Here is a 20,637-nt window from a genome sequence, read left to right on the forward strand (position 1 = left end):
CGGGTTCTGCACCGCGGACGGCGGACCGGTGGTTGCGGGAGGGCCTCCACCGACCTGACCCCCCGTCCACGGTGCAAAACCAAACGTCCTGGGCCAAGACCTCGCCCGGACTTCGTTCGGGCGGGCTCGAGCCACTCGGCTCGAGCCTTCTTACCTCTTACGGCCTGAGCCATTCCGGCTCGGGGAGCAGGCTGCGGTCCAGGCGGCCGTTGTCGTCCAGCGGGAGCTCCTCGATCGGGATCAGATCCGCGGGGACCAGGTAGATCGGGAGCTCCTTGCCCAGGTCGAGCATCAGCCGGGCCAGGACCGCGGGGTCGCTGTCCTCCAGGACGACGTACCCGATCAGGCAGGTGTCACCACCCGGGTCCGCACACGCGACCACGACCGCGTCGATCACACCGGGCTGATCGGCCAGCACGTGCTCGGTCTCGCCCGGCTCCACGCGGTGGCCGCGGATCTTGACCTGGTCGTCCGCGCGACCGAGGTACTCCAGCGTCCCGTCCATCCGCCAGCGACCGAGATCGCGGCTGCGGTAGAGCCGACCGCCCGGATGACCCGGGTCCGGCACGAACGCGCGCTCGGTCTCGTCCGGCCGGCCGATGTAGCCCTGGGCAACGGCCGCACCACCGAGGTGGATCTCGCCGACCGCACCGACCGGCACCGGCCGCAATGCCTGGTCCAGCAGGCGTACGACGACGCCCTCGACCGGACGCCCGATCGACGGCCGGTCCTCGGCCGGGTCGACCTCGTGGATCGTGGTGACGATCGACGCCTCGGCCGGCCCGTACTCGTTGAACAGCCCGCAGTCCGGATGCGCCTCGAGGAAGTCGCGCACCTTGTGCGTCAGGACCATCGCCTCACCGCCGGCGACGATCTCGCGCAGCGCGGGCAACTCGGGCAGCCGGCGCATCGTCGCGAGCAACGCCGTCAACGGGCTGAACGCCATGAACAGCCGCTCGACCTTGTGATCCCGCAAGGCCGCGACCACTGCGTCCGGGTCGTACCGATCGTCCTCGCCGATCAGGACGAGCGCAGCACCGGAAGCGAGCGTGGTGAACATCTCCTGCACGTGTACGTCGAAACCGAACGACGTCCACTGCAACGTCCGCAGCGACCGCCGGGTCCGCAGGTAGTGCCGGACCAGGTTGACCGGGCCGCGGTGCGGTACGACGACACCCTTCGGGTTCCCGGTCGAGCCGGACGTGTAGATGCAGTAGGCAACATCATCGGCCGCGGCCCGCACCGGCGGCGCCTGCCGCGCCCGCGGGTCCCCATCCGTCGCGGCGACCGGGACCAGTCGCACCCCGAGCCGATCGGCCAGCGCCGCATCGTCGCCGACCAGCGCGACCGCGGATGCGTCCTGGATCATGAACGCCCAGCGGGATTCGGGTACGCCGGGATCCAGCGGCAGGTACGCCGCACCCGACTTGAGAACGGCGAGCACGGCGACGACCAATTCGGTGCCTCGGGCAACGCGGACGGCGACGAGCTGCCCCGGTTTCACGCCGAGGTCGGTCAGCTGCCACGCGACCGCGTTCGACCGGCGGTCCAGTTCGGCGTACGTCAGTTCTCGATCGCCCTGGATGAGCGCGATCGCGTCGGGGGTGCGGGCGACCTGCTGCTCGAAGAGGGTGTGCAGTCCGCTGAGTTCGCCGGCGACCACGGCGTCACGACGTACCCGGCCGAGGAGGCCCGTCGGCTCCACATCCCCCTCGAGCTCGCGGAGTGCTTCCAGGTCGGACTCGATCGGGAGCATCAGGTCGGGCAGGCGCAGCCGCGGGCTGGTCGTTGCCCGGCGCAACACTGCCTCGAGGTACGCGAGCAGGCGGTCGATGGTGCTCTGGTCGAACAGTCCGGACCGGTAGTCCGCCGTACACGTGATGCCCGCGCCGTGGTGGGTCAGCCGCAACCGCAGGTCCACTGTCGCCGGGAGCTCGTCGTCGCCGTCCTCGAACTCGACGAGGATCTGGAAGAGCGGGTCGCGTTCGAAGAAGGCGAGGTCGGCGCCGGCGTGGTCGAACGCGCCGGTCGCGACGTCCCGGACGCGCTGGGCGAGCTCGCCGAGGTCGGGTTCACCGGAGAGGTCGATCCGGAGCGGGAGCGCGCGGCGGGTCGTCGTCGAGGTGTCGCCCTGCGGACGGGTCAACGCGGAACCGATGGTCACGTCGTCCTGCGCCGCGAACCGGCCGAGCACGGTGCCGACCGCCGCGAGCATCGTCATCAGCGGGCTGACCTTGCGCTCCCGGCTGAACACGAACACCGCGTCGCCGAGCTCCTCGTCCAGCTCCTGCTTGACCGAAGCCACCCGCGGCTCGACCGCCGGCCACACCCGATCCGCCGGCAACACCAACGGCTCAGCCCCGGCCAGCGCCAACTCCCAGTACCCAAGATCCCGCCGCCGCGCAGCCTCCGCGGCCCCCGGTACGACGCCCGCCTCCGCGACATCCGATCCCGCCGCCTCGCCGCCGGACTCACAGACGGCAGCCCCGCCCTGCGCGGACCCGCCCTGCGCGGACCCGCCTTGCGCGGACACGCCCTGCGCGGACTCGGCTGACGGGACGCCCGGCTCGCCTTCAGCGGACTCGGTAGCGCCTCGCTCAGCCGCTGCCCCGTCGGCCCGTGCTGCGTCGCCCTCGACTGGTGCGGCGGGCTCGTCTGTGGAGGGTTCCGCCTCGGCGCCTTCTGGTGCGGTGTCGTTGAGGAGCGCGAGTTGTTCGCGCATCAACTGCGTGACACCGTCGACCAACTGACCCGCTACCCGGAGCTGCTGCGACATCAGCGCAGCCATCCCAGTGCCCGGCAACTGGGCTTCGCTCGTCGCAGCCGCAGCCTCATCCACCTTCGCCGCCAACTCGGCCAGCCCGGACCCCAACACCGCCAGCGCAGCCCGCGGATCCCGAGCCGGCAGCTCTTCCTCGGCTACGACGTCGTCGGCATCCGGCTCGGTGTCTGCCGGCACGACAGCTTCCTCGACCGGCGCAGCAATGTCCTCCGACGCCGCAGCAGACTCGACCGCCTCCGCAGCCTCCACCAACTCAGGTCCAGCAGCCGCCGCCGAGACAACCCCGGCAGCCGCTACCGACTCAGCCCCGGCAGTGTCGACCTCAGCCCCGGCAGCGTCCACCGACTCAGCGGCGGCGGCGTCCGACTCGGTGCCTTCGGCAACAGTCGCGACGGCGGTGGCGAGCTTGTGCGGGGTGCTGTAGCTGCCGAACAACTCGTCGGCTGTGAGCTCGACCGCGAAGCGATCGTTGATCTGCGAGATGACCGGCGCCAGCTTCTCCGGCGTCGCGCCGAGTTCGGCGAAGGTGTGGTCGACGGTGAGGTCGTACGGGTCGAGGTTGAGCTCCGCACAGGTCAGGTCGAGGATCGCGTCGAGCGAGTCGCGATAACGCTCGGCCGACACCTCGTCACCGGCCAGCGAACCAGCCTGCGCGAAGTAGTCCGCGTCGATCTGATGCGTCTCGGCCGGCAATGCGAACGGCGACCGCTCCGCGGCCTCGTCCACCGGCTCGACTTCTGCCGCAGCCGATTCGTCCGGCGGATCCAGCGGAATCCGCTTCACCGCGGCACTCGACGGCTCGAACACCACCGCCTGCGCCCGCGCCGCCCGCTCGAACGCAGTCGGCCGCGCCACACCGGCGTCCGCGGCACCCGCCGTACCCACGGCCGCAACTGTCACGGACGGATCGACCGGGTGGTGGACGCGACGGAACGGGTACGTCGGCAGCGGCACGCGACCGCCGTCCGGATAGACCTTCGACCAGGTGATCTCCGTGCCCTGCTCGTACAGCTCGGCGAGTCCGTTCATCGTCGCGAGCACCGCATCCTGGCCCAACCGCTGCGCCGGGATCCACGTGCTGTTCGGCGCGATCCGTCGACCGGCAGGACTCAGTACGGCGTCCGGCCCGAGTTCCAGGAACCGCCGGCAACCAGCCGCCGTGACTGCCTCGACCGCGTCACCGAACAGCACCGGCTGCCGCAGCTGCCCGACCAGGTAGTCACCGTCCAGCACGGTCCCGGACTCGAGCAGATCACCGGACCAGCTCGACACCATCGGCGTCCGCAGCGGCTCGAGCGTGATCTCCCGGACGATCTCCGCGAAGTCGGCCAAGATTGGATCGACCAACGAACTGTGGAACGCCCGATCCACGTCCAGCCGCTGCCACGCGACCTCCAGCCGGTCCAGCTGCGCGGCGAGCTGCCCGACGATCACCTCGGACCCGGTCAGCACGAACGACTGCGGACCGTTGCCTGCAGCAACTTCGACGCCGGTCGTCTGCGCGAGTTCGCGGACTCTGTCGGCATCCGCGCGTACGGCGACCATCGCGCCAGGCACCGTGCCACGCTGCATCAGTTCGCCGCGCTTGGCGGTCAGCCGTACGCCGTCCGCCAGTGACAACGCGCCGGCCACGCACAGAGCGGCGTACTCCCCCACGCTGTGACCGACCACCAGCGCGGGCTGCACACCGAACGACTGCCACAACCGCGCCAGCGCAAGCTCGAACGCGAACAACGCCGGCTGTGCGGTCTCGGTCGGCCAGACGCCTTCCGACCCGGCAGCCGGTGTCAGCAACAGCTCGAGCAGGCTGCCGCCGGTCTCCTCGTGGTAGACGCGGTCGCACTCGTCCAGCACCGATCGGAACGCCGGGAAGCGCGCGGCCAGCCCAGCCGCCATCCCACGACGCGCGGCGCCCTGTCCGGTGAACGCATAGCCGAGTGGGCCGGGTCCACCGCGCGGGACCTCAGCTGCCTGGGCGGAGCCGAGTGCGTCGACCAGCTCGGCTTCCGTGGAGCCCGCGACCGCGATCCGGTGCCGGTGCGCGGGTCGGCCGAGCGCCGCCGTACCAGCGAGGTCGATGAGGCGGTGACCGGTGCCATGGCCGAGGTCGGTGCGGTACAACTCGACCAGGTCGGACAGTGCGTCCGGATCCGGGGCCGACAGCGCGAGTACGACAGGGCCGTCGTCGCCGCGGCGGATCTGCCGGGGCGCCTCCTCGAGGATCACGTGGGCGTTCATGCCGCCGGCGTCGAGGGCGCTGACGCCGGCGCGCAGCGTCGTACCGGCTTCCCAGTCGCGTACGTCGGTGCCGATCACGAACGGGCTGCCGTCGAGGGCGAGGTCCGGGTTCGGCGCGGTGTAGTTGATGGTCGGGACCAGCATCCGGTGCTGCAGCATCAGGATCGTCTTGATCAGGCCGGCCATGCCCGCGGCGCTGTCGAGGTGGCCGATGTTCGGCTTGACCGAGCCGATCGTGCAGAAGCCGACCTGGTCGGTGTGCAGGCGCAGCGCTGCCGTCAGGGCCTTGACCTCGGCGGCGTCCGCGGTGGGGCTGCCGATCCCGTTCGCCTCGATGTAGCTGAGCGAATCCGCCGCGAATCCGGCCCGCTCCAGCGCGCGCTCGATCAGCTCGACCTGGTTGCCCGACGGGGCGTCCTCGTTGCTGACCGCGGTGCCGCGGATGACGGCGTACACCGTGTCGCCGTCGGCGATGGCCTGGTCGAGGCGCTTGAGCAGAACAGCGGCGACGCCGTTCCCGCCGACCGTGCCGTCGGCGTCCGCGGCGAACGCACGGACCTGGCCGCTCGGCGACAACACCGACTCCGGCGTCGGCTGATAACTCGTTGCCTGAGGCACCTGTACGGCGGCGGCCCCGGCGAGCGCCAGATCCGCGTCACCGGACCGCAGTGCCTGACAAGCGAGGTGTACGGCGACCAGCGACGAGGACCACGCGGATTGGACGCCGATCGCCGGCCCGGTCAGCCCGAGACGGTAGGCGACGCGCGTGGCGATCGAGTCGCGGGACTGGTGCTGGCGGTTGTAGAGGTTCATGCCGGAGCCGGCGAAAACGCCGACCCGGCTCGAGGTCCCGGCGTACCCGCCGTGCTCGAGCGCCTGGTGACAGACCTCGAGGAACAGCCGCTGCGCCGGTTCCATCAACTCGGCCTCACGATCGCTCAACCCGAAGAACTTCGCGTCGAACGACTCCACGTGGTCGAGCACCCCACTGACCGCGACCATCCCGTCCCCGACCTGCCCCACCTCCTCAGCCGAGAACCGCCGAACGCTCTCAACCCCGCCCACAAGGTTGTCCCAGAACTGCTCCAGCGTCTCCGCCCCCGGAAACCGCCCAGCCACCCCCACCACAGCCACCGGCTCCACCACCACACCGCGCGCCCCCGCCACACCAGAAGCCGCCAAAGCCGAGCGCCCCGCCGCCCGGGCAGCACCTCCCCCAACTCCCGCCGCAGCCCGAGCCTCAGCCCCAGCAGCATCTCCCGCAGTCCCCGCCGCAGCCCCAGCCCCCGCTACGCCCGCAGAACCCGACCCACCCGCCAGCCCCGTCACACCCGCACCAGCCACCGCGCCGTCAGCACCTTGTGCCATCTCAGCAGCCGACGCCGACTCAGAAGCCGATCCAGCCACCGAATCCGACGCAGTCGCCAGAGCCGCCGGAATACCAGCACCCACCTCGCCAACCGCCGCGGACTCATCCCCCGCCGCAGCCTCATCCCCGGCCGCGGACTCATCCTCCGGCGCGGTCGCAGAAGCCGATCCGCCCGCAGCTACATCGTGAACCCGCGGGGCCTCAGCAGCCGACGCGACCACCAAACCCCCCGCCGTCGTAGGAGCCGCCTCAAGCGCCGGCCGAGACTCGCCGTCGGCGACCGACCCAGACTCAGCGTCGGCGACCGGCGCAGGCTCGCCCTCGGCGACCCCCTCGGACTGCCCCTCACCGACAGGCTCGGCCTCGGCGACACGCTCGGGTTGTGCCCCGGGCTCGACAGCTGACTCGGCGTCCGCTTCGGGTCCGGCCTGAGACTCGGCTTCGTCCGCGACCTCGACGACCGGCTCGGACTGCGCCTCACCGACAAGCTCGGGGTCGGCGACAGACTCGGGCTGTACCTCAGGCTCGGCAGCTGACTCGGCCTCTGCTTCCAGTCCGGTCCCAGCCTCAACTTCGTCGCCGACCTCGGCGACCAGCTCGCCTTGCACCTCAGGCTCGGTGGCCGACTCGGCGTTCGCTGCCAGTCCCGTCTCCGGCTCAGCTTCGTCCCCGACCTCGGCGGGCTCAAGCCCGCCGTCTGGGGTGTCCACCGCCGGCTCGATCGGCTCGGGCTCACCGAGTACCGCAGCCTCGACCGGTACGTCGACCTCCGGCTCCACGACCACCGCAGCCGCACCCTGCTGGACCGCACCCGGCTCCGCCGCCGCATCACCCTCGACCACGGCCTCCGCAGCCGCGTCCGGCTGTGTCAGCCCCTCCGCCTCGGCCGCCGCCTCCGCGTCAACGTCTCCCGCCGACGCGCCCTCGGTCGACGCAGACGACTCCTGCGCAACATCTGCCAGCGCAGGCGACTCCGCCTCCGCCTCGTCCTCCGCAGTCGGCGTCGCGCCCTCCGCAGCCACCTCGGGCTCGGACTCGATGTCTGGCGCAACCTCAGCCACGACCGGTGCAGACGACTCCGATTCCGCAGCTGCCTGTGCGCGCACCTCTGACTCGACCGCGGCCGACGCCTCAGTCGGTGCATCCGACTCCGGGCGCGCGTCATCCTCCGCAACAGGCGTCAGCTTGCCGTCCCCAACTGCCTCTGGCTCGACGTCTGCCGCAAGCTCACCCACGGCCGGTGCAGGCGGCTCCGCGTCCGCCGCCATCTCGTCGTCTGCAATTGGGGTCCCCTCGCCAGCCGCCTCCGGCTCGAGCCCGACCTCGGTCGCCTCGGCATGTGCAGACGGCTCTGGGTGCGCCTCGTCCTCTACAGTCGCCGCCTGATCGCCCTCCCCGGCTGCCTCCGGATCGACCTCTGCGCCCGTCTCCCGCTGCTCGAGTTCTGCAGTCGGCTGCGGGCCCTCCTCCGTCAGCTCGGCTCTTGCCTCGGCCGCCTCGGACTCGGCGACTTGCTCGGCTGACTCGGGGTTGGTGGATTGGTCGGCTGAGTCGTGCTCGGCGGGTGCTCGGTCTTCGGCGGACTCGGCGTCGGCGGTTTCGTGGTCGGCTGCTGGCTGGGCGACCTCGTGAGCGTCGTCTTCGCCGGGCGTGGGGTTGGGCTCGGGCTCGGGCGCGAGTACTGCTTCCGGGGTGGGCTCGGCCTGGACGGGCTGGAGCTCGGTGTCCGCCTCGATCCGAGTGAGGATCTGAGTATCCGGCTCCGACGACGCGTCGAGCTCGGCTGTCTGCTCGGTAGGCTCGGGCTCTTCGTCGGCTCCTGCTGTCGAGGGCTCGGGTGCCGAGTGGTCGGCGGGGGCGGCGGGTTCAGCGGCACCCGGCTCGGCGGCTTGGTCGGCTCGCTCCTGCCGCGCGGCTTCGTCGGTCAGCTCCGGCTCAGCCTGGTCGATCAGCTCCGGTTCGGCTTCGTCGGCCGGGTCGTCGGCGGGCTCCGTGAGTACCTCAGATGCGGCGGACTCGGTCAGGGCCTCGGGTGTGGCAGGCGGCGCCGGCTGTTGTTGCGACTGCTCGGGGTCTGTTGGATTGAGGGCGAAGGCTTCGCTGTCGAAGTACGCGCCGTGCTCGTCGTCTGGTTGTGTGGAGAATTCAGCCGACTGGTCGGGCTGCTGTGCCTGCGAGTCCGAGGTCTGTGTGTGCTCCGGCTCCGTAGCAGCCTCGGGCCTGGCGGACGCTGGCTCTTTCGTGGGCGCGGAGTCGGCGGGTGCAGACGCAGGTTCGGTTGACGCCAGCTCGGCGGGGGTCCCGGCGGCCGCAGGCTCCGCGGGTGCAGACGCAGGCGCGGCTGAGTCCGCGGGAGCGGGAGCAGCGGACGCCGGCTTGGCTGGGGTTGGCTCGGCGGGGGCGGGCGTGGCGGGTGCCTGGTCGGGGCGGGCGCCGAGGGTGGGGCGTTGGGGTGGGGTGGGGATGGATTGCTGGAGGGTGCGTTTCCAGGCGAGGCGGACGACGGGGAGTTCGGTGGTGCGTTCGGAGGGGTCCTCGTCGGGGGCGGCGGAGGGGCCTTCGCCGGTGGGGCCGGAGTCGGAGCTGGCGCCGGCGGGTTCGATGTGGGGGCCGTGCGGGGTGATCAGGCTGCCGTCGATCCACCGTTGTTTCAGGAGGGGGCGGAGGATCTTGCCGCCGGGCGTGGTCGGGAAGTCGCGGCGCGGTACGCCGATGACCTCGGCCGAGAGGCCCAGCCGACCCTGGATGAGGCTGCGGATCCCTTGGTCCATCCCGGGGATCGAGTCGGGCGTGAGCGCGTAGAAGACCACCAGCCGATCGGTCCCGGTGTCCGCGTCCGCGACGCCGCAGGCCGCGATCAGGCCCTGTTCGGCACCGACGACCGTCGCGGCGACGGTCTCGATGTCGTGGGCGTAGTACAGCTTGCCGGACATGATGACGCGTTCGCTGTCCCGGCCGGTGATGACCACCTGCCCGCCGGTGATGAAGCCCTGGTCGCCGGTCGCGAGCCACTTGCGGGCCGGCCAGTTGCCGATCGGGAACGCGGACCGGTCCGCCTCCAGGTTGCCCAGGTAGCCCGGCGTAACGCGAGCCGACGCGACCTGCAGCTGACCGATCCGGCCCTCCGGCAGTACGGCGCCGTTCGGGGCGACGATCCGTACGGTCGTTCCCGGTGCCGGCGCCCCCACGGACACCAGGCTCAGCACTCCGGGAGCCTCCGCGCGCGCCTTGCCCGGCCGGGCCACCGCGACCTTCCCGGTCGCGGGCCGCTGGTCGACCCACTCGACGACTCCGGTCGGTGGGATCCGGACGCGGTGCACGTTCGGCGTCAGGCCGGGCCGGGCGAACGTGATCCCGGTGACCGTCTCGGTCATCCCCCAGGCCGCGACGAAGGTCTCGGGTACGACGCCGAACCGGTTCGTCACCCGAAGGAACTCCGACATCACCGGCACGGTGATCTGCTCGCCACCGCTGACCAGACTGCGCAGCGCGGACAGGTCCCAGTGCCGATCCGGCTCCCCCGCGATCGCCTGCGTCGCCAGGCGGTACCCGAAGTTCGGCGACCACGAGTGGTTGACCCGGTGCTGGTCCATCAGGTCGAGCCAGCGCAGCGGGTTCGACAGCACCCAGTCGGTGTTCACGTGGATGTTCGTGCAGCCGGTGAACACGGGCAGCAGGTGGTACAGCAGGAACGCGCCGCTCTGGTCCAGCGGCAGCCAGTTGAGCGTGGTCTGACCAGGCCGCACCGGCAGCATGGCCGGCGTACCGGCGGCGAACTCGACCAGCCCGCGATGCGTGAGCTGCACGATCTTCGGCGTACCGGTGGTGCCGGACGACATCATCAGTACGGCGACGTCGTCGGCAGCCGGCCGGTGGAAGTCAGAGGTCGGCTCGTGGCCGGCCATCGCGTCCGGGTCGAGGACGGGCAGGCCGAGGTCGTTCGGGAGGTCGGACGGGCGGCCGATGAGGACGGTCCAGCCGAGCAGGTCGGTGATCTTGCGGAGCCGCTCGCGGCCGGCCTCGGACCGGTCGCCGTCGGGACTCGGGGCCACCAGCAACGGCCGGATCCCGCCGAGTGTGCAGGCCCAGAACGCGGCGAAGAACCCGACCGGCTCGGTGCAGTGCACGACCGCGGGATCACCCGCGCGTACGCCGTTCGCCCGCAGGCCGGCCAGTATCCGGGCGGCGAGCTCGAGCAGCGTCGGGAAGTCGAGCTTGGTCTCGCGGCCGTCCGCGCCGATCTCGACCACACCGGCGCCGCCGAAGTCACGGGCGGCGCGCAGCAGGGCGCTCGGGAGATCGCGCGGGTACCCGGCGGGAATCATCAGGGCCGGCCCGGTGGAGATCGCCGGCCGGTCCACACTGCTCCTCACCACGCCGATGCCACCACCGAGAGGACGAGCGGTACGGCGTCACGCGGGCACGTCACCGGAACAACGGTGGCGCCAGCCAGTTGGCGACCCACGGACACGCGCCTCCCCAACTGGACGGAGCCGGGCTCAGGGCACACCCGTCTCGCTCTCACCGACGACAAGCCCCGTTTTCCGCCTGCCGAAACAATGCCGTGACCGGGCGCACCCGGTGGGTCATCGCGCCGACCGACAGCCGTGAACCCTACCAGCCGCAACCGGCCCGGGAGGAGCCCGTTCTCACCAGCCGACAGTTAAGAATTTCACCGACCGCCGCCACTGTGGACAACGACGCTCACGGCCTCTGGATACGCTCGATCGACAGACCGTCCGCTCACCGGAAACCACCGCCGCACTCAGCCGCGCAGCTCGGCGTCGATGCGGTCCGGACAGTCGCCCCAGGGCCGCGCCGGTACGACGGGCAGCCCGGCAGCGCGCGCCCGTTCGACCAGCCGGTTGTTCACCTCGACGCTGACCCGAGCCCGATGCCGCTGCTCTCCGTACTGGGGTTCGCGGGCCAGGAAGTTCGCGACGATCTGGTCCTCGTCGGACTCCTCCAGGACGAACGCACGAACGCGCCCGCCGAAGCCGAGAGCCAAACTCGGCAGCAGGACATCACTTTCGAGCACGACAGGCGTCCGGGACTCCACGTGGTCGGCAACAACAGCCCGATACGCGACCTGCACAGACTCCGCAGCCGCGAGATGCAGGTCGGCGGTCTTCGCAGGCGACCAACTGCCCGCCTCCGGATAGCTGTCCCAGTAGTGCAACAACGGCTGCTGCTCAGGCGTAGTGAGCGCCTTCAGCGCCGTGTAGACGTCGTCGGCCTCGCCCAGCGGCACGCCGTACCGCGAAGCCAGCCGCACCGCGACCGACGTCTTCCCGATCCCGGCCGCACCGCACAACAAAGTCACCGTCCAGGACGGCGGCACACCAGCAGCCTTGCTCATACCACCGAAGTGTCCCGCTTCTGGTGGGCGAAGAGGGGATCGAACCGTCCCTGAGCACTGGGCAGGGTTCTGTCCTGGCCAGTGGGCGGCCCCGAACGGTGTTGGGTCGCCTGGTCGCCCGCGTACGTGGTCCCGGTCGGGCCGACAGATCCTGTCCGTGGTCCGGGTCCGGGGTGGCGGGCTTCCTCGCGGCCTGGGGTACCTGATCCGGCCTGGACGGTCCGATGCCCGGCAGCATCCGTCTGGTGCTGCCGGGGCGGTGTCGTCCGTCGCCTGATCCGGCGCCCGAGGGCGCGCCGTCCGATCGCGATGGCGGCCGCCTCGTGTCGGGTGGTCTTGTGGGTGTGGGTCGCGGTGGATTTCTGCCAGTGCTGGGCACCCCACCGACTGGTGTAGGCGGGGTCGACGGCGATCACGGCGATCCCGACATCGGCGGTCATGGCGAGTAGTCGGGTCCGAAGTCTGCTGGTCGGCAGACCGGACACCAGCTGCCGGAACCGTTTGCGTCGGCCGTGTTGTTCGCGGGTCTTGGAGTCGGTGAAGTCGAGGTCTTCCTCGGCGATCGCCTTCGCCCCCGTGTGCTCGGCCCAGCGCAGGAGTCGCGTCAGAGCGTGCCGCATCTGTGCGTCGCGGTGAGTGGCGGTGCCGGTGAGGTCGTAGGTGAAGGTGCATGGCTTGCCAGTGGGGTTGCCGTGGGTGTCGAGCCGCCAGGCGGCGAGGTGGTCGGCGTTCATGTCCACCCCGATTACTGCACCGGTCCGGGGTGTCTCCAGCGGCACGGCCGGCGAGCTCTTGCGTTGCCAGGAGGCGTCCAGATACCAGCGGTCCTTTCCCGGGTTGCGGTGAATCCGGTAGGCGACGGCCTGGTTCGCTGCCACACGGTCGCGCCACTCGTCCCCGCGGTGCGGAAAGGTGACTCTGCCGCTGAGGAGGTACCTGCCGTGTGGGGCGTTCGCCAGATGTGTCAACGGTGTTGGGAGGCGGAGACTGACTTCGCCTGCGGGAGTGACGCCACTCCTGCCGGGAGCGGTACCCACCCGGCAGGCCTCTGCTGCCGCGTTCACCGACCGCCAGCGACAACCGGTGTCGGATCATGGCGACCCCCGCTTGCAGCGACTGGATCTGGGCGCGCTGGGCTCGGCGGGCCAGACTCCACTGGTCGTTGGTTGCCTTCGTGATCGACCCTGCCCATCGCGAAGACGACAACGCCGTCAGCTCGCGCTTCCGGTCCGCCCACCGTTCACTGTCATGGCCCAGTCCGTCCCGGACTCTCCGAGCGAGGTCACCAGCGGCGAGCCGGCCCAGATGTCCGCCCACCAATCGCAACACCCGCTCGTCCACGGCAGTGAGGCCCTTGATCCGGTCACGGATGCACACCCCTGTCGCGGGCGACGCCACGAACGAGGGCGCGATCACTCGGAGTCGGATCATGACAACATTAGAACATATTTTCGTTTACCGTCAGACGGGATGTTAGCCGGGAGATGCACCGTCCGTGATACGGTCGGACCGCCTGTTTGCCAGGTGAGCAGACTCCCCCGGTGCTTCGCTGTACCGGGGCTTCGTTTGCACACGGGCTGTTAGCTCAGTTGGTTAGAGCACCTCGTTTACACCGAGGGGGTCGGGGGTTCGAGTCCCTCACAGCCCACCCGTTCTCATCTCATGGCCACGCACTGCGATGTGGTTCAACTCGTCATGTTTCGCGGCGTCCAGGCATGCCACCTAGGGCCCTGTGGCCAAACTTGCCAGTGCCTTCGCGTAGTTGTCGGGGTTGCGGGCTTCGGGGGTGGGGTTGACGACGGACCAGCGGATGAGGCCGGCGCGGTCCACCACGAAGGTGCCACGGAGGGCGCAGCCTCGGGCGGTGTCGAAGACGCCGTACGAGGTTGCGATGGATCCGTGCGGCCAGAAGTCGGTGAGCAGGCTGAACTCGAGCTTCTGGGCGTCGGCGTATGCCCGGAGGGTGAACATCGGGTCGCACGAGATCGCCAGGAACTCGGCGGCCGCGAGCAGCTCCGGCCGGTCCCGCAGCGCGGCCAGTTCGCTCGTGCAGACCTGGCTGAAGGCATACGGGTAGAAGACCAGTACGACGTCCCGCCGGCCGCTGAAGTCGCTCAGCCGGACCTGTTCGCCGTACTGGTTGCGGGCGCTGAAGTCGGGTGCCCGGCTGCCGACGGCAGCGGCCACCTCAGCCTCGGCGGCCCGACTTCGGCACCACCAGTTTGGTGGCCGACCAGTCGTCGGTGACGCTCAGGGTGCTGGTCGTGGCCAGGCCGGCGACCGGAGCGGCCTCGGCGATGTCACTGGTCTCCACGTAGCCGTCGCGGCCGACCTTGGGGGTCAGTAGCCACACGACGCCGCCGGCCTTCAGATCGGTGAGGATGTCGAAGAAGGCATCGACCAGGTCTCCGTCGTCCTCACGGAACCAGAGCAGCACCACGTCGACGACCTCGTCGGTCTCGTCGTCGACGAATGCTTCCCCGGTGATTTCCCGGATCGCGTCGCGGAGCTCGTCGCTGCAGTCCTCGTCGTACCCGATCTCCTGAACGACCCAGCCGGCCTCCAGGCCGAGCCGGGAGGCCATACTAGGCACGGTCGGCACGCCGTTGCCCTTTCCGTCCGCGTGGTCCGCGGTCGCGCTCACGTGTCCTCCTCCGTGGTCCCCGCTTGCCCGGGGGTAGGTTTCAGTAGCGATAGTCCATCGTGACGTACCGCGTCGCGCAAGTATGCACCAGACTTCCGTGACGTGTCCGGTATCCGCGGGGTGGGTACAGTCCGTGTCCGCTCAGATCACGCGCGAACGACCGGAATCGGGCGCCTGTGGAAGGCGAAGTAGAACGCATTCCGAACAGGTGACAGGATTGCGGTGAAGACAACCAGAGAGAACGGCAGGACACCGTGGCTTCCGGACACGAACCACCAGCCATCATCACCGAGGGGATGCCCACCCAGCTCCCCGACATCGACCCCGACGAGACACGCGAGTGGGTCGAATCGCTCGACGCCGTCCTGGACGAACGGGGCAAGGCGCGAGCGCGCTACCTGATGCTCAAGCTGATCGAGCGGGCCCGGGAGCGACAGGTCGGGGTGCCCGCGCTGCGGAGCACCGACTACATCAACTCGATCCCGCCCGAGCGCGAGCCGTGGTTCCCCGGTGACGAGCACATCGAGCGCCGGATCCGGGCCTTCATCCGGTGGAACGCCGCGGTGATGGTGAGCAAGGCCAACCGCAAGGGCCTCGAGGTCGGCGGCCACATCGCCACCTACCAGTCCGCGGCCAGCCTGTACGAGGTCGGTTTCAACCACTTCTTCCGCGGCAAGGACCACCCCGGCGGCGGCGACCAGATCTTCATCCAGGGTCACGCCTCCCCCGGGATGTACGCGCGGGCGTTCCTCGAGGGCCGGCTGTCGGCCGACCAGCTGGACGGCTTCCGCCAGGAGGTGTCCCGCGGTCCGCACCACGGCCTGTCGTCGTACCCGCACCCGCGGTTGATGCCGGACTTCTGGGAGTTCCCGACCGTCTCGATGGGTCTGGCCGCGCTGAACTCGATCTACCAGGCGCGCTTCAACCGGTACCTGCACCACCGCGGCATCAAGGACACCAGCCAGCAGCACGTCTGGGCGTTCCTGGGTGACGGCGAGATGGGCGAGCCGGAGTCGCTCGGCGCGATCGGCCTGGCCGCCCGCGAGGAGCTGGACAACCTCACCTTCGTGATCAACTGCAACCTGCAGCAGCTGGACGGCCCGGTCCGTGGCAACGGCAAGGTCATCCAGGAGCTGGAGGCGTTCTTCCGCGGTGCCGGCTGGAACGTGATCAAGGTGATCTGGGGCCGGGAGTGGGACAACCTGCTGGCCCAGGACCACGACGGCGCGCTGGTGAACAAGATGAACACCACGCCGGACGGCCAGTTCCAGACCTACTCGGTCGAGTCCGGTGAGTACATCCGGAACAACTTCTTCGGCGGCGACCAGCGGCTCCAGCAGATGGTCAGCAACCTGTCCGACGAGGACCTGCGCAAACTCCCCCGCGGCGGTCACGACTACCGCAAGGTGTACGCCGCGTTCAAGAGCGCGACCGAGCACGTCGGGCAGCCGACGGTGATCCTGGCCCAGACCATCAAGGGCTGGACGATCGAGGCGCTGGAGGGCCGCAACGCGACCCACCAGATGAAGAAGCTGACCTCGGACGACCTGAAGGCGTTCCGCGACCGGCTCTACCTGCCGATCGAGGACTCCGCCCTCGAGGACGCGTACAACCCGCCGTACTTCCACCCCGGCACCGACTCGCCGGAGTACCAGTACATGATGGATCGGCGCAAGCAGCTCGGCGGCTCGCTGCCGCAGCGGCGGGTGGCGCCGAAGACCTCGTTGACGCTTCCTGGTGACGATGTCTACAAGCCGCTCAGCAAGGGCAGCAACGGCCCGGTGGCGACCACGATGGCCCTGGTCCGGCTGTTCCGGGACCTGATGAAGGACCCGGAGATCGGCGACCGGATCGTCCCGATCGCCCCGGACGAGTACCGCACGTTCGGCATGGACTCGATGTTCCCGACGGCCAAGATCTACAACCCGCACGGGCAGAACTACGAGGCCGTCGACCGCGCCCTGCTGCTGTCGTGGAAGGAGTCCCAGCAGGGCCAGCTGCTGCACGAGGGCATCAGCGAGGCCGGCGCGATGGGCTCGATGATCGCGGCCGGTACGGCGTACGCGACGCACGGCGAGCCGATGATCCCGTTCTACATCTTCTACTCGATGTTCGGCTTCCAGCGGACCGGTGACTCGCTCTGGGCGTTCGGCGACCAGCTCGGCCGGGGCTTCCTGGTCGGCGCGACCGCCGGGCGTACGACGCTGACCGGTGAGGGACTGCAGCACGCGGACGGTCACTCGCCGCTGCTGGCCTCGACCAACCCGGCGGCGGTGCACTACGACCCGGGCTTCGCCTACGAGGTCGCGTACATCGTGAAGGACGGCCTGCGCCGGATGTACGGCTACGGCCTGGACAAGGACAAGCCGTTCGGCGAGGACGTCTTCTACTACCTCACCGTGTACAACGAGCCCGTTCCCCAACCAGCAGAGCCGGCCGATCTTGATGTCGCGGGGCTGCTCAAGGGCATCTACCGCTTCAACGAGTACGAGACCGCCGAGGGTGACGACGTACCGCGGGTGCAACTGCTCGGGTCCGGGGTCGCGCTGCCATGGGTACGCAAGGCCCAGGAGATCCTCGCCGAGGAGTACTCGGTCGCCGCCGACATCTGGTCGGTGACGTCGTGGAACGAGCTGCGCCGGGACGCCGTGGCGGCCGAGCAGCACAACCTGCTGCACCCGGACGAGCTGGAGCAGGTGCCGTTCATCACCGAGCAACTGAAGGACACCAAGGGCCCGGTGGTCGCGGTCAGCGACTTCATGCGCGCGGTGCAGGACCAGATCTCCCGCTGGGTGCCGAACGACTACACGTCGCTCGGGACCGACGGCTGGGGCCTGGCCGACACCCGGGCCGCGGCGCGGCGGCACTTCCAGGTCGACGCCGAGTCGATCGTCGTCGCCACGCTGGAGATCCTGGCCAAGCGCGGCGACGTCAAGCCGGAGGTGGCCGCCGAGGCGGCCCGCAAGTACCGCATCGACGACCCGACCGCGGTCGCCGGCGTGAAGCAAGAGGGCGCCGGCGCCTGACGCCATCCGTCCTGACAGGCCCCTGGACCGGTTGGTCCAGGGGCCTGTTGTCTTGCGGCTCTACGACAAACCTCGTAGTCGGCGGCGTTCGCCAGTTGCGCATTCCGTCCGACGCGGCGGGTGGGCCTGGATTTCTAGTGTCGTGGCATGACTGGCGCAAGTGTTGCTCTACTCGCGGGGACGGTGTCCACCCTCCTCTTCGCGTCGAGCACGCTGCCGATGGTGTTCAAGGCGATCCGGACCCGCGACCTCGCGTCGTACAGTCCGTGGAACCTCGTGCTCGCCAACGTCGGCAACGCCGTCCACTGCATCTACGTGGTGCACCTGCCGCCGGGGCCGATCTGGGCCCTGCACGGCTTCTACGTCGTGACGTCCGCGCTGATGCTGCTGTGGTGGCTGCGGTTCAACACCGCCCGGCGGGGCGTCGTCTCTGACGAGCGGAGGCTCGCATGAACACCATCATCATCGGCGCCGGCCAAGCAGGACTCGCGACCGGCTACCACCTGCAACGGCTCGGTCAGCCGTTCACGATCCTGGACGGCAACGCCCACGTCGGGGACCAGTGGCGCGCCCAGTGGGACACGCTCAAGCTCTACACCCCGGCGAAGTACGACGGTCTGCCCGGACTGCCGTTCCCCGGCCACCGGTGGAACTACCCCGGCAAGGACGAGGTCGCCGACTACCTCGAGTCGTACGCCGACCACTTCAAGCTCCCGATCCGGTCCAGCACCCGGGTCGACCGGCTGGAGCGGGTGAACAGCCACTGGGTCGCGCAGATCGGCGACGAGCGGATCGCGGCCGACAACGTGGTCGTGGCGACCGGCACCTTCGGCCGTACGCCGAACCTGCCGGACTTCGCCGTCGACCTCGACCCGGCGATCCGGCAACTGCACTCCAGCGAGTACCGCCGGCCGGGTCAGCTGAAGCCGGGGCCGGTCCTGGTGGTCGGCGGATCACACTCCGGCACCGACATCGCCTACGAGGTCGCGCAGACCCACCGAACCATCCTGTGCGGCCGCGACCCCGGACAGCTCCCGGTCCGGCCCGGCAAGCCGGGGCAGTCACTCTTCTGGCCGGTCTTCCTGTTCGTCGGGCGGCACGTCGTCACGCGGCGGCTGCCGGTCGCGGACAAGGTGATGGAGGACCTGCGCTTCCGGGGCGGCCCGATGATCCGGGTGAAGCGCGCGGACCTGCTCGCGCGAGGGGTCGAGCGGGTCCACGACCGGGTCACCGGCGTCCAGGACGGCTTGCCCGTGCTGGGTGACGGCCGGGCCCTGGAGGTGGCGAACGTGGTCTGGAGCACCGGCTTCCGGCAGGTGTTCGACTGGATCGACGAACCGGTGATCGGTGCCGACGGCTGGCCGCGGGAGCTGCGCGGGGTCGCCGCGGACGCGCCCGGCCTGTTCTTCTGCGGGCTCAGCTTCCAGTACGCCTTCAGTTCGATGACCCTGCCCGGTGTCGGCCGGGACGCGGCGTACGTCGCCAAGCGCATCGCGACCCGATCCCGTGCGGACCGGAGTCTTGCCGCCGCCTGACTCCGGGGCGCATCCTCGCAGGAGGGGATGGCTATGAACATCGTGGAGGATCTGGAGCGCGCCCGGGCGGCGTTCGACCGGCGGGACTGGGCGACGGCCTACGACCGGCTGTCGTCCACGACCGACCTCGGCGGCGGCGATCTGGTCACGCTCGCCACCGCCGCATACCTGGTCGGCGACAACGACGCGTGCGTCCGCGCGCTGCAACGCGCGTACCGGCAGGAAGTTGACGAGGGCAACGTCCTGGGCGCGGTCCGGGTCGCGTTCTGGCTGGCGCTGGTGTTCAACATCCGCGGGGAGGTCGCCATCGGTCTCGGCTGGGCGGCCCGCGCCGAACGGCTGCTCGCCGATCAGGGCGACGTGGTCGAACGTGGATACCTCCTCATCCACGATTTCTTCCGCCACCTCAACCAGGGAGATACCACCGGTGCCCTGCGCATCAGCGCCGAGATGACCGAGGTGGGACGCCGGTTCGGCAATGCTGATCTGCTCGCCCAGGGCCTGGTCTGCCAGGGCCGGACCCTGATGTACGCCGGTCGCGTGCCGGAGGGACTGGCGTTGCTCGACGAGGCGATGGTCGGCGTCGCGGCCGGTGAGCTGTCGCCGATCTTCGCGGGCAACGTGTACTGCGCGATGATCGAGGCCTGCCAGGAGGTGCAGGACTTCGCCCGCGCCGCGGCGTGGACGGCGGCGCTGACCCGGTGGTGCGACACGCAGCCGGACCTGGTGCCGTTCACCGGACAGTGCGCCGTACATCGGGGTCAGATCCTGCGGCTGCACGGTGCGTACGGCGAGGCGCTGCAGGAGTACGACGATGCATGCCGGCGGTATGCGTCGTCGGGTGCGCAAGCGGCGGCCGGGCTGGCCTTGAGTGAGCGTGGCGATGTCCTGCGGATCCGTGGCGAGCTCGTGGCTGCGGAGAAGGCCTATGACGAGGCGGCCGGCTTCGGGTACGAGCCTCAGCCGGGACGGGCGTTGTTGCTACTCGCCCGCGGCCGCACGCCGGCGGCGGTCGGGACGGTACGGCGATTGCTCGCGGAGACGATCGGAGCGGTGTACCGATCACGCCTGCTCGCGGGAGCGGTGGAGGTCCTGCTGGCCGATGGGGCTGTCGACGAGGCCGAGTCGGTCGCGGACGAGCTGGCGAGCATCGCGGCCGGCTTCGGGTGTGCCGGGTTGCGCGCGTGGGCGGCGTACTGCTTGGCGTTGGTGGCGCTGGAGCGTGGTGATCCCGATCGGGCGTTGCCGCAGGCGCGGGTTGCGCTACGACTGTGGACCGAACTGCAGGCGCCGTACGAGGTCGCGCGGACGAAGGTGCTGATCGGGCGGTCGTTCCGGTTGCTCGAGGACGAGGACTCGGCGGTGGCCGAACTGTCTGCCGCGGGCAAGACCTTCGCCGAGCTCGGCGCGATCCCGGCCCGGCAGGAGGTCGAGAAACTGCTCCACGTCAGCACCGCGGGCGGTCTCACCGCGCGTGAGCTCGAGGTGCTGCGCCTGGTCGCGGACGGTCGCAGCAACGCGGAGATCGCGGAGCAGCTCGTGCTCAGCGACAAGACGGTGGCGCGGCATCTCACGAACATCTTCACCAAGCTCGACGTACCGTCCCGGACCGCCGCGGCGGCGTACGCCCGCGACCACGACCTGCTGTAGAAGGCTCTCGCGAGGGATCTCGTTCACTCTCGGG

9 protein-coding genes and 1 tRNA gene are annotated in these 20,637 nt (G+C 70.1%); 5 read left to right on the forward strand and 5 right to left on the reverse strand.

Annotated features, from left to right (window positions below; all coding sequences use genetic code 11):
* Positions 1-157 precede the first annotated feature (157 nt).
* From ACZ3HV_RS27010 to ACZ3HV_RS27020, 3 genes are all read right to left on the reverse strand, one after another.
* Positions 158-10,762 carry an amino acid adenylation domain-containing protein gene (locus tag ACZ3HV_RS27010; RefSeq protein ID WP_465687912.1) on the reverse strand — a complete coding sequence of 3,535 codons (10,605 nt, stop codon included), beginning with the start codon at positions 10,760-10,762 and terminating at the stop codon, positions 158-160.
* Between the two features lie 392 nt (positions 10,763-11,154).
* On the reverse strand, positions 11,155-11,748 hold the full coding sequence (locus tag ACZ3HV_RS27015; protein ID WP_465687914.1) for a hypothetical protein: 594 nt from the start codon (positions 11,746-11,748) through the stop codon (positions 11,155-11,157).
* Entirely contained in the window at positions 11,745-12,626 is an 882-nt protein-coding gene (locus ACZ3HV_RS27020; protein WP_465687916.1) for a nuclease/transposase family protein, read from the reverse strand. Before ACZ3HV_RS27020 ends, ACZ3HV_RS27015 begins: the two co-directional genes overlap by 4 nt.
* 696 nt (positions 12,627-13,322) lie before the next feature.
* Between ACZ3HV_RS27020 and ACZ3HV_RS27025 the strand changes: the two genes are divergently transcribed.
* A tRNA-Val gene (locus tag ACZ3HV_RS27025) sits at positions 13,323-13,396 on the forward strand.
* Positions 13,397-13,470: 74 nt separating this feature from the next.
* Here the strand turns inward: ACZ3HV_RS27025 and ACZ3HV_RS27030 are convergent.
* Together ACZ3HV_RS27030 and ACZ3HV_RS27035 are read right to left on the reverse strand one after the other, a co-directional pair.
* Complete coding sequence (locus ACZ3HV_RS27030) at positions 13,471-13,935, reverse strand: peroxiredoxin (RefSeq protein ID WP_465687917.1); 465 nt, start codon at positions 13,933-13,935, stop codon at positions 13,471-13,473.
* 1 nt (position 13,936) lies between these two features.
* Positions 13,937-14,392 carry a DUF3052 domain-containing protein gene (locus tag ACZ3HV_RS27035; protein ID WP_465687919.1) on the reverse strand — a complete coding sequence of 152 codons (456 nt, stop codon included), beginning with the start codon at positions 14,390-14,392 and terminating at the stop codon, positions 13,937-13,939.
* Between the two features lie 254 nt (positions 14,393-14,646).
* Here ACZ3HV_RS27035 and aceE point away from each other — a divergent pair, with 254 nt between their 5' ends.
* The 4 genes from aceE to ACZ3HV_RS27055 all read left to right on the forward strand — a co-directional run bounded on the left by aceE (position 14,647) and on the right by ACZ3HV_RS27055 (position 20,603).
* Entirely contained in the window at positions 14,647-17,418 is a 2,772-nt protein-coding gene (aceE, locus tag ACZ3HV_RS27040) for a pyruvate dehydrogenase (acetyl-transferring), homodimeric type (RefSeq protein WP_465687921.1), read from the forward strand.
* A gap of 147 nt (positions 17,419-17,565) precedes the next feature.
* On the forward strand, positions 17,566-17,871 hold the full coding sequence (locus ACZ3HV_RS27045; protein ID WP_360369218.1) for a hypothetical protein: 306 nt from the start codon (positions 17,566-17,568) through the stop codon (positions 17,869-17,871).
* The gene (locus ACZ3HV_RS27050) at positions 17,868-18,953 is read left to right on the forward strand and encodes a flavin-containing monooxygenase (protein ID WP_465687923.1); all 1,086 of its coding nucleotides are present in this window, start codon (positions 17,868-17,870) and stop codon (positions 18,951-18,953) included. Before ACZ3HV_RS27045 ends, ACZ3HV_RS27050 begins: the two co-directional genes overlap by 4 nt.
* A gap of 33 nt (positions 18,954-18,986) precedes the next feature.
* Positions 18,987-20,603 carry a LuxR C-terminal-related transcriptional regulator gene (locus tag ACZ3HV_RS27055; RefSeq protein WP_465687925.1) on the forward strand — a complete coding sequence of 539 codons (1,617 nt, stop codon included), beginning with the start codon at positions 18,987-18,989 and terminating at the stop codon, positions 20,601-20,603.
* Positions 20,604-20,637 lie beyond the last annotated feature (34 nt).

It is taken from the genome of Kribbella sp. NPDC020701 (genome assembly GCF_055562215.1).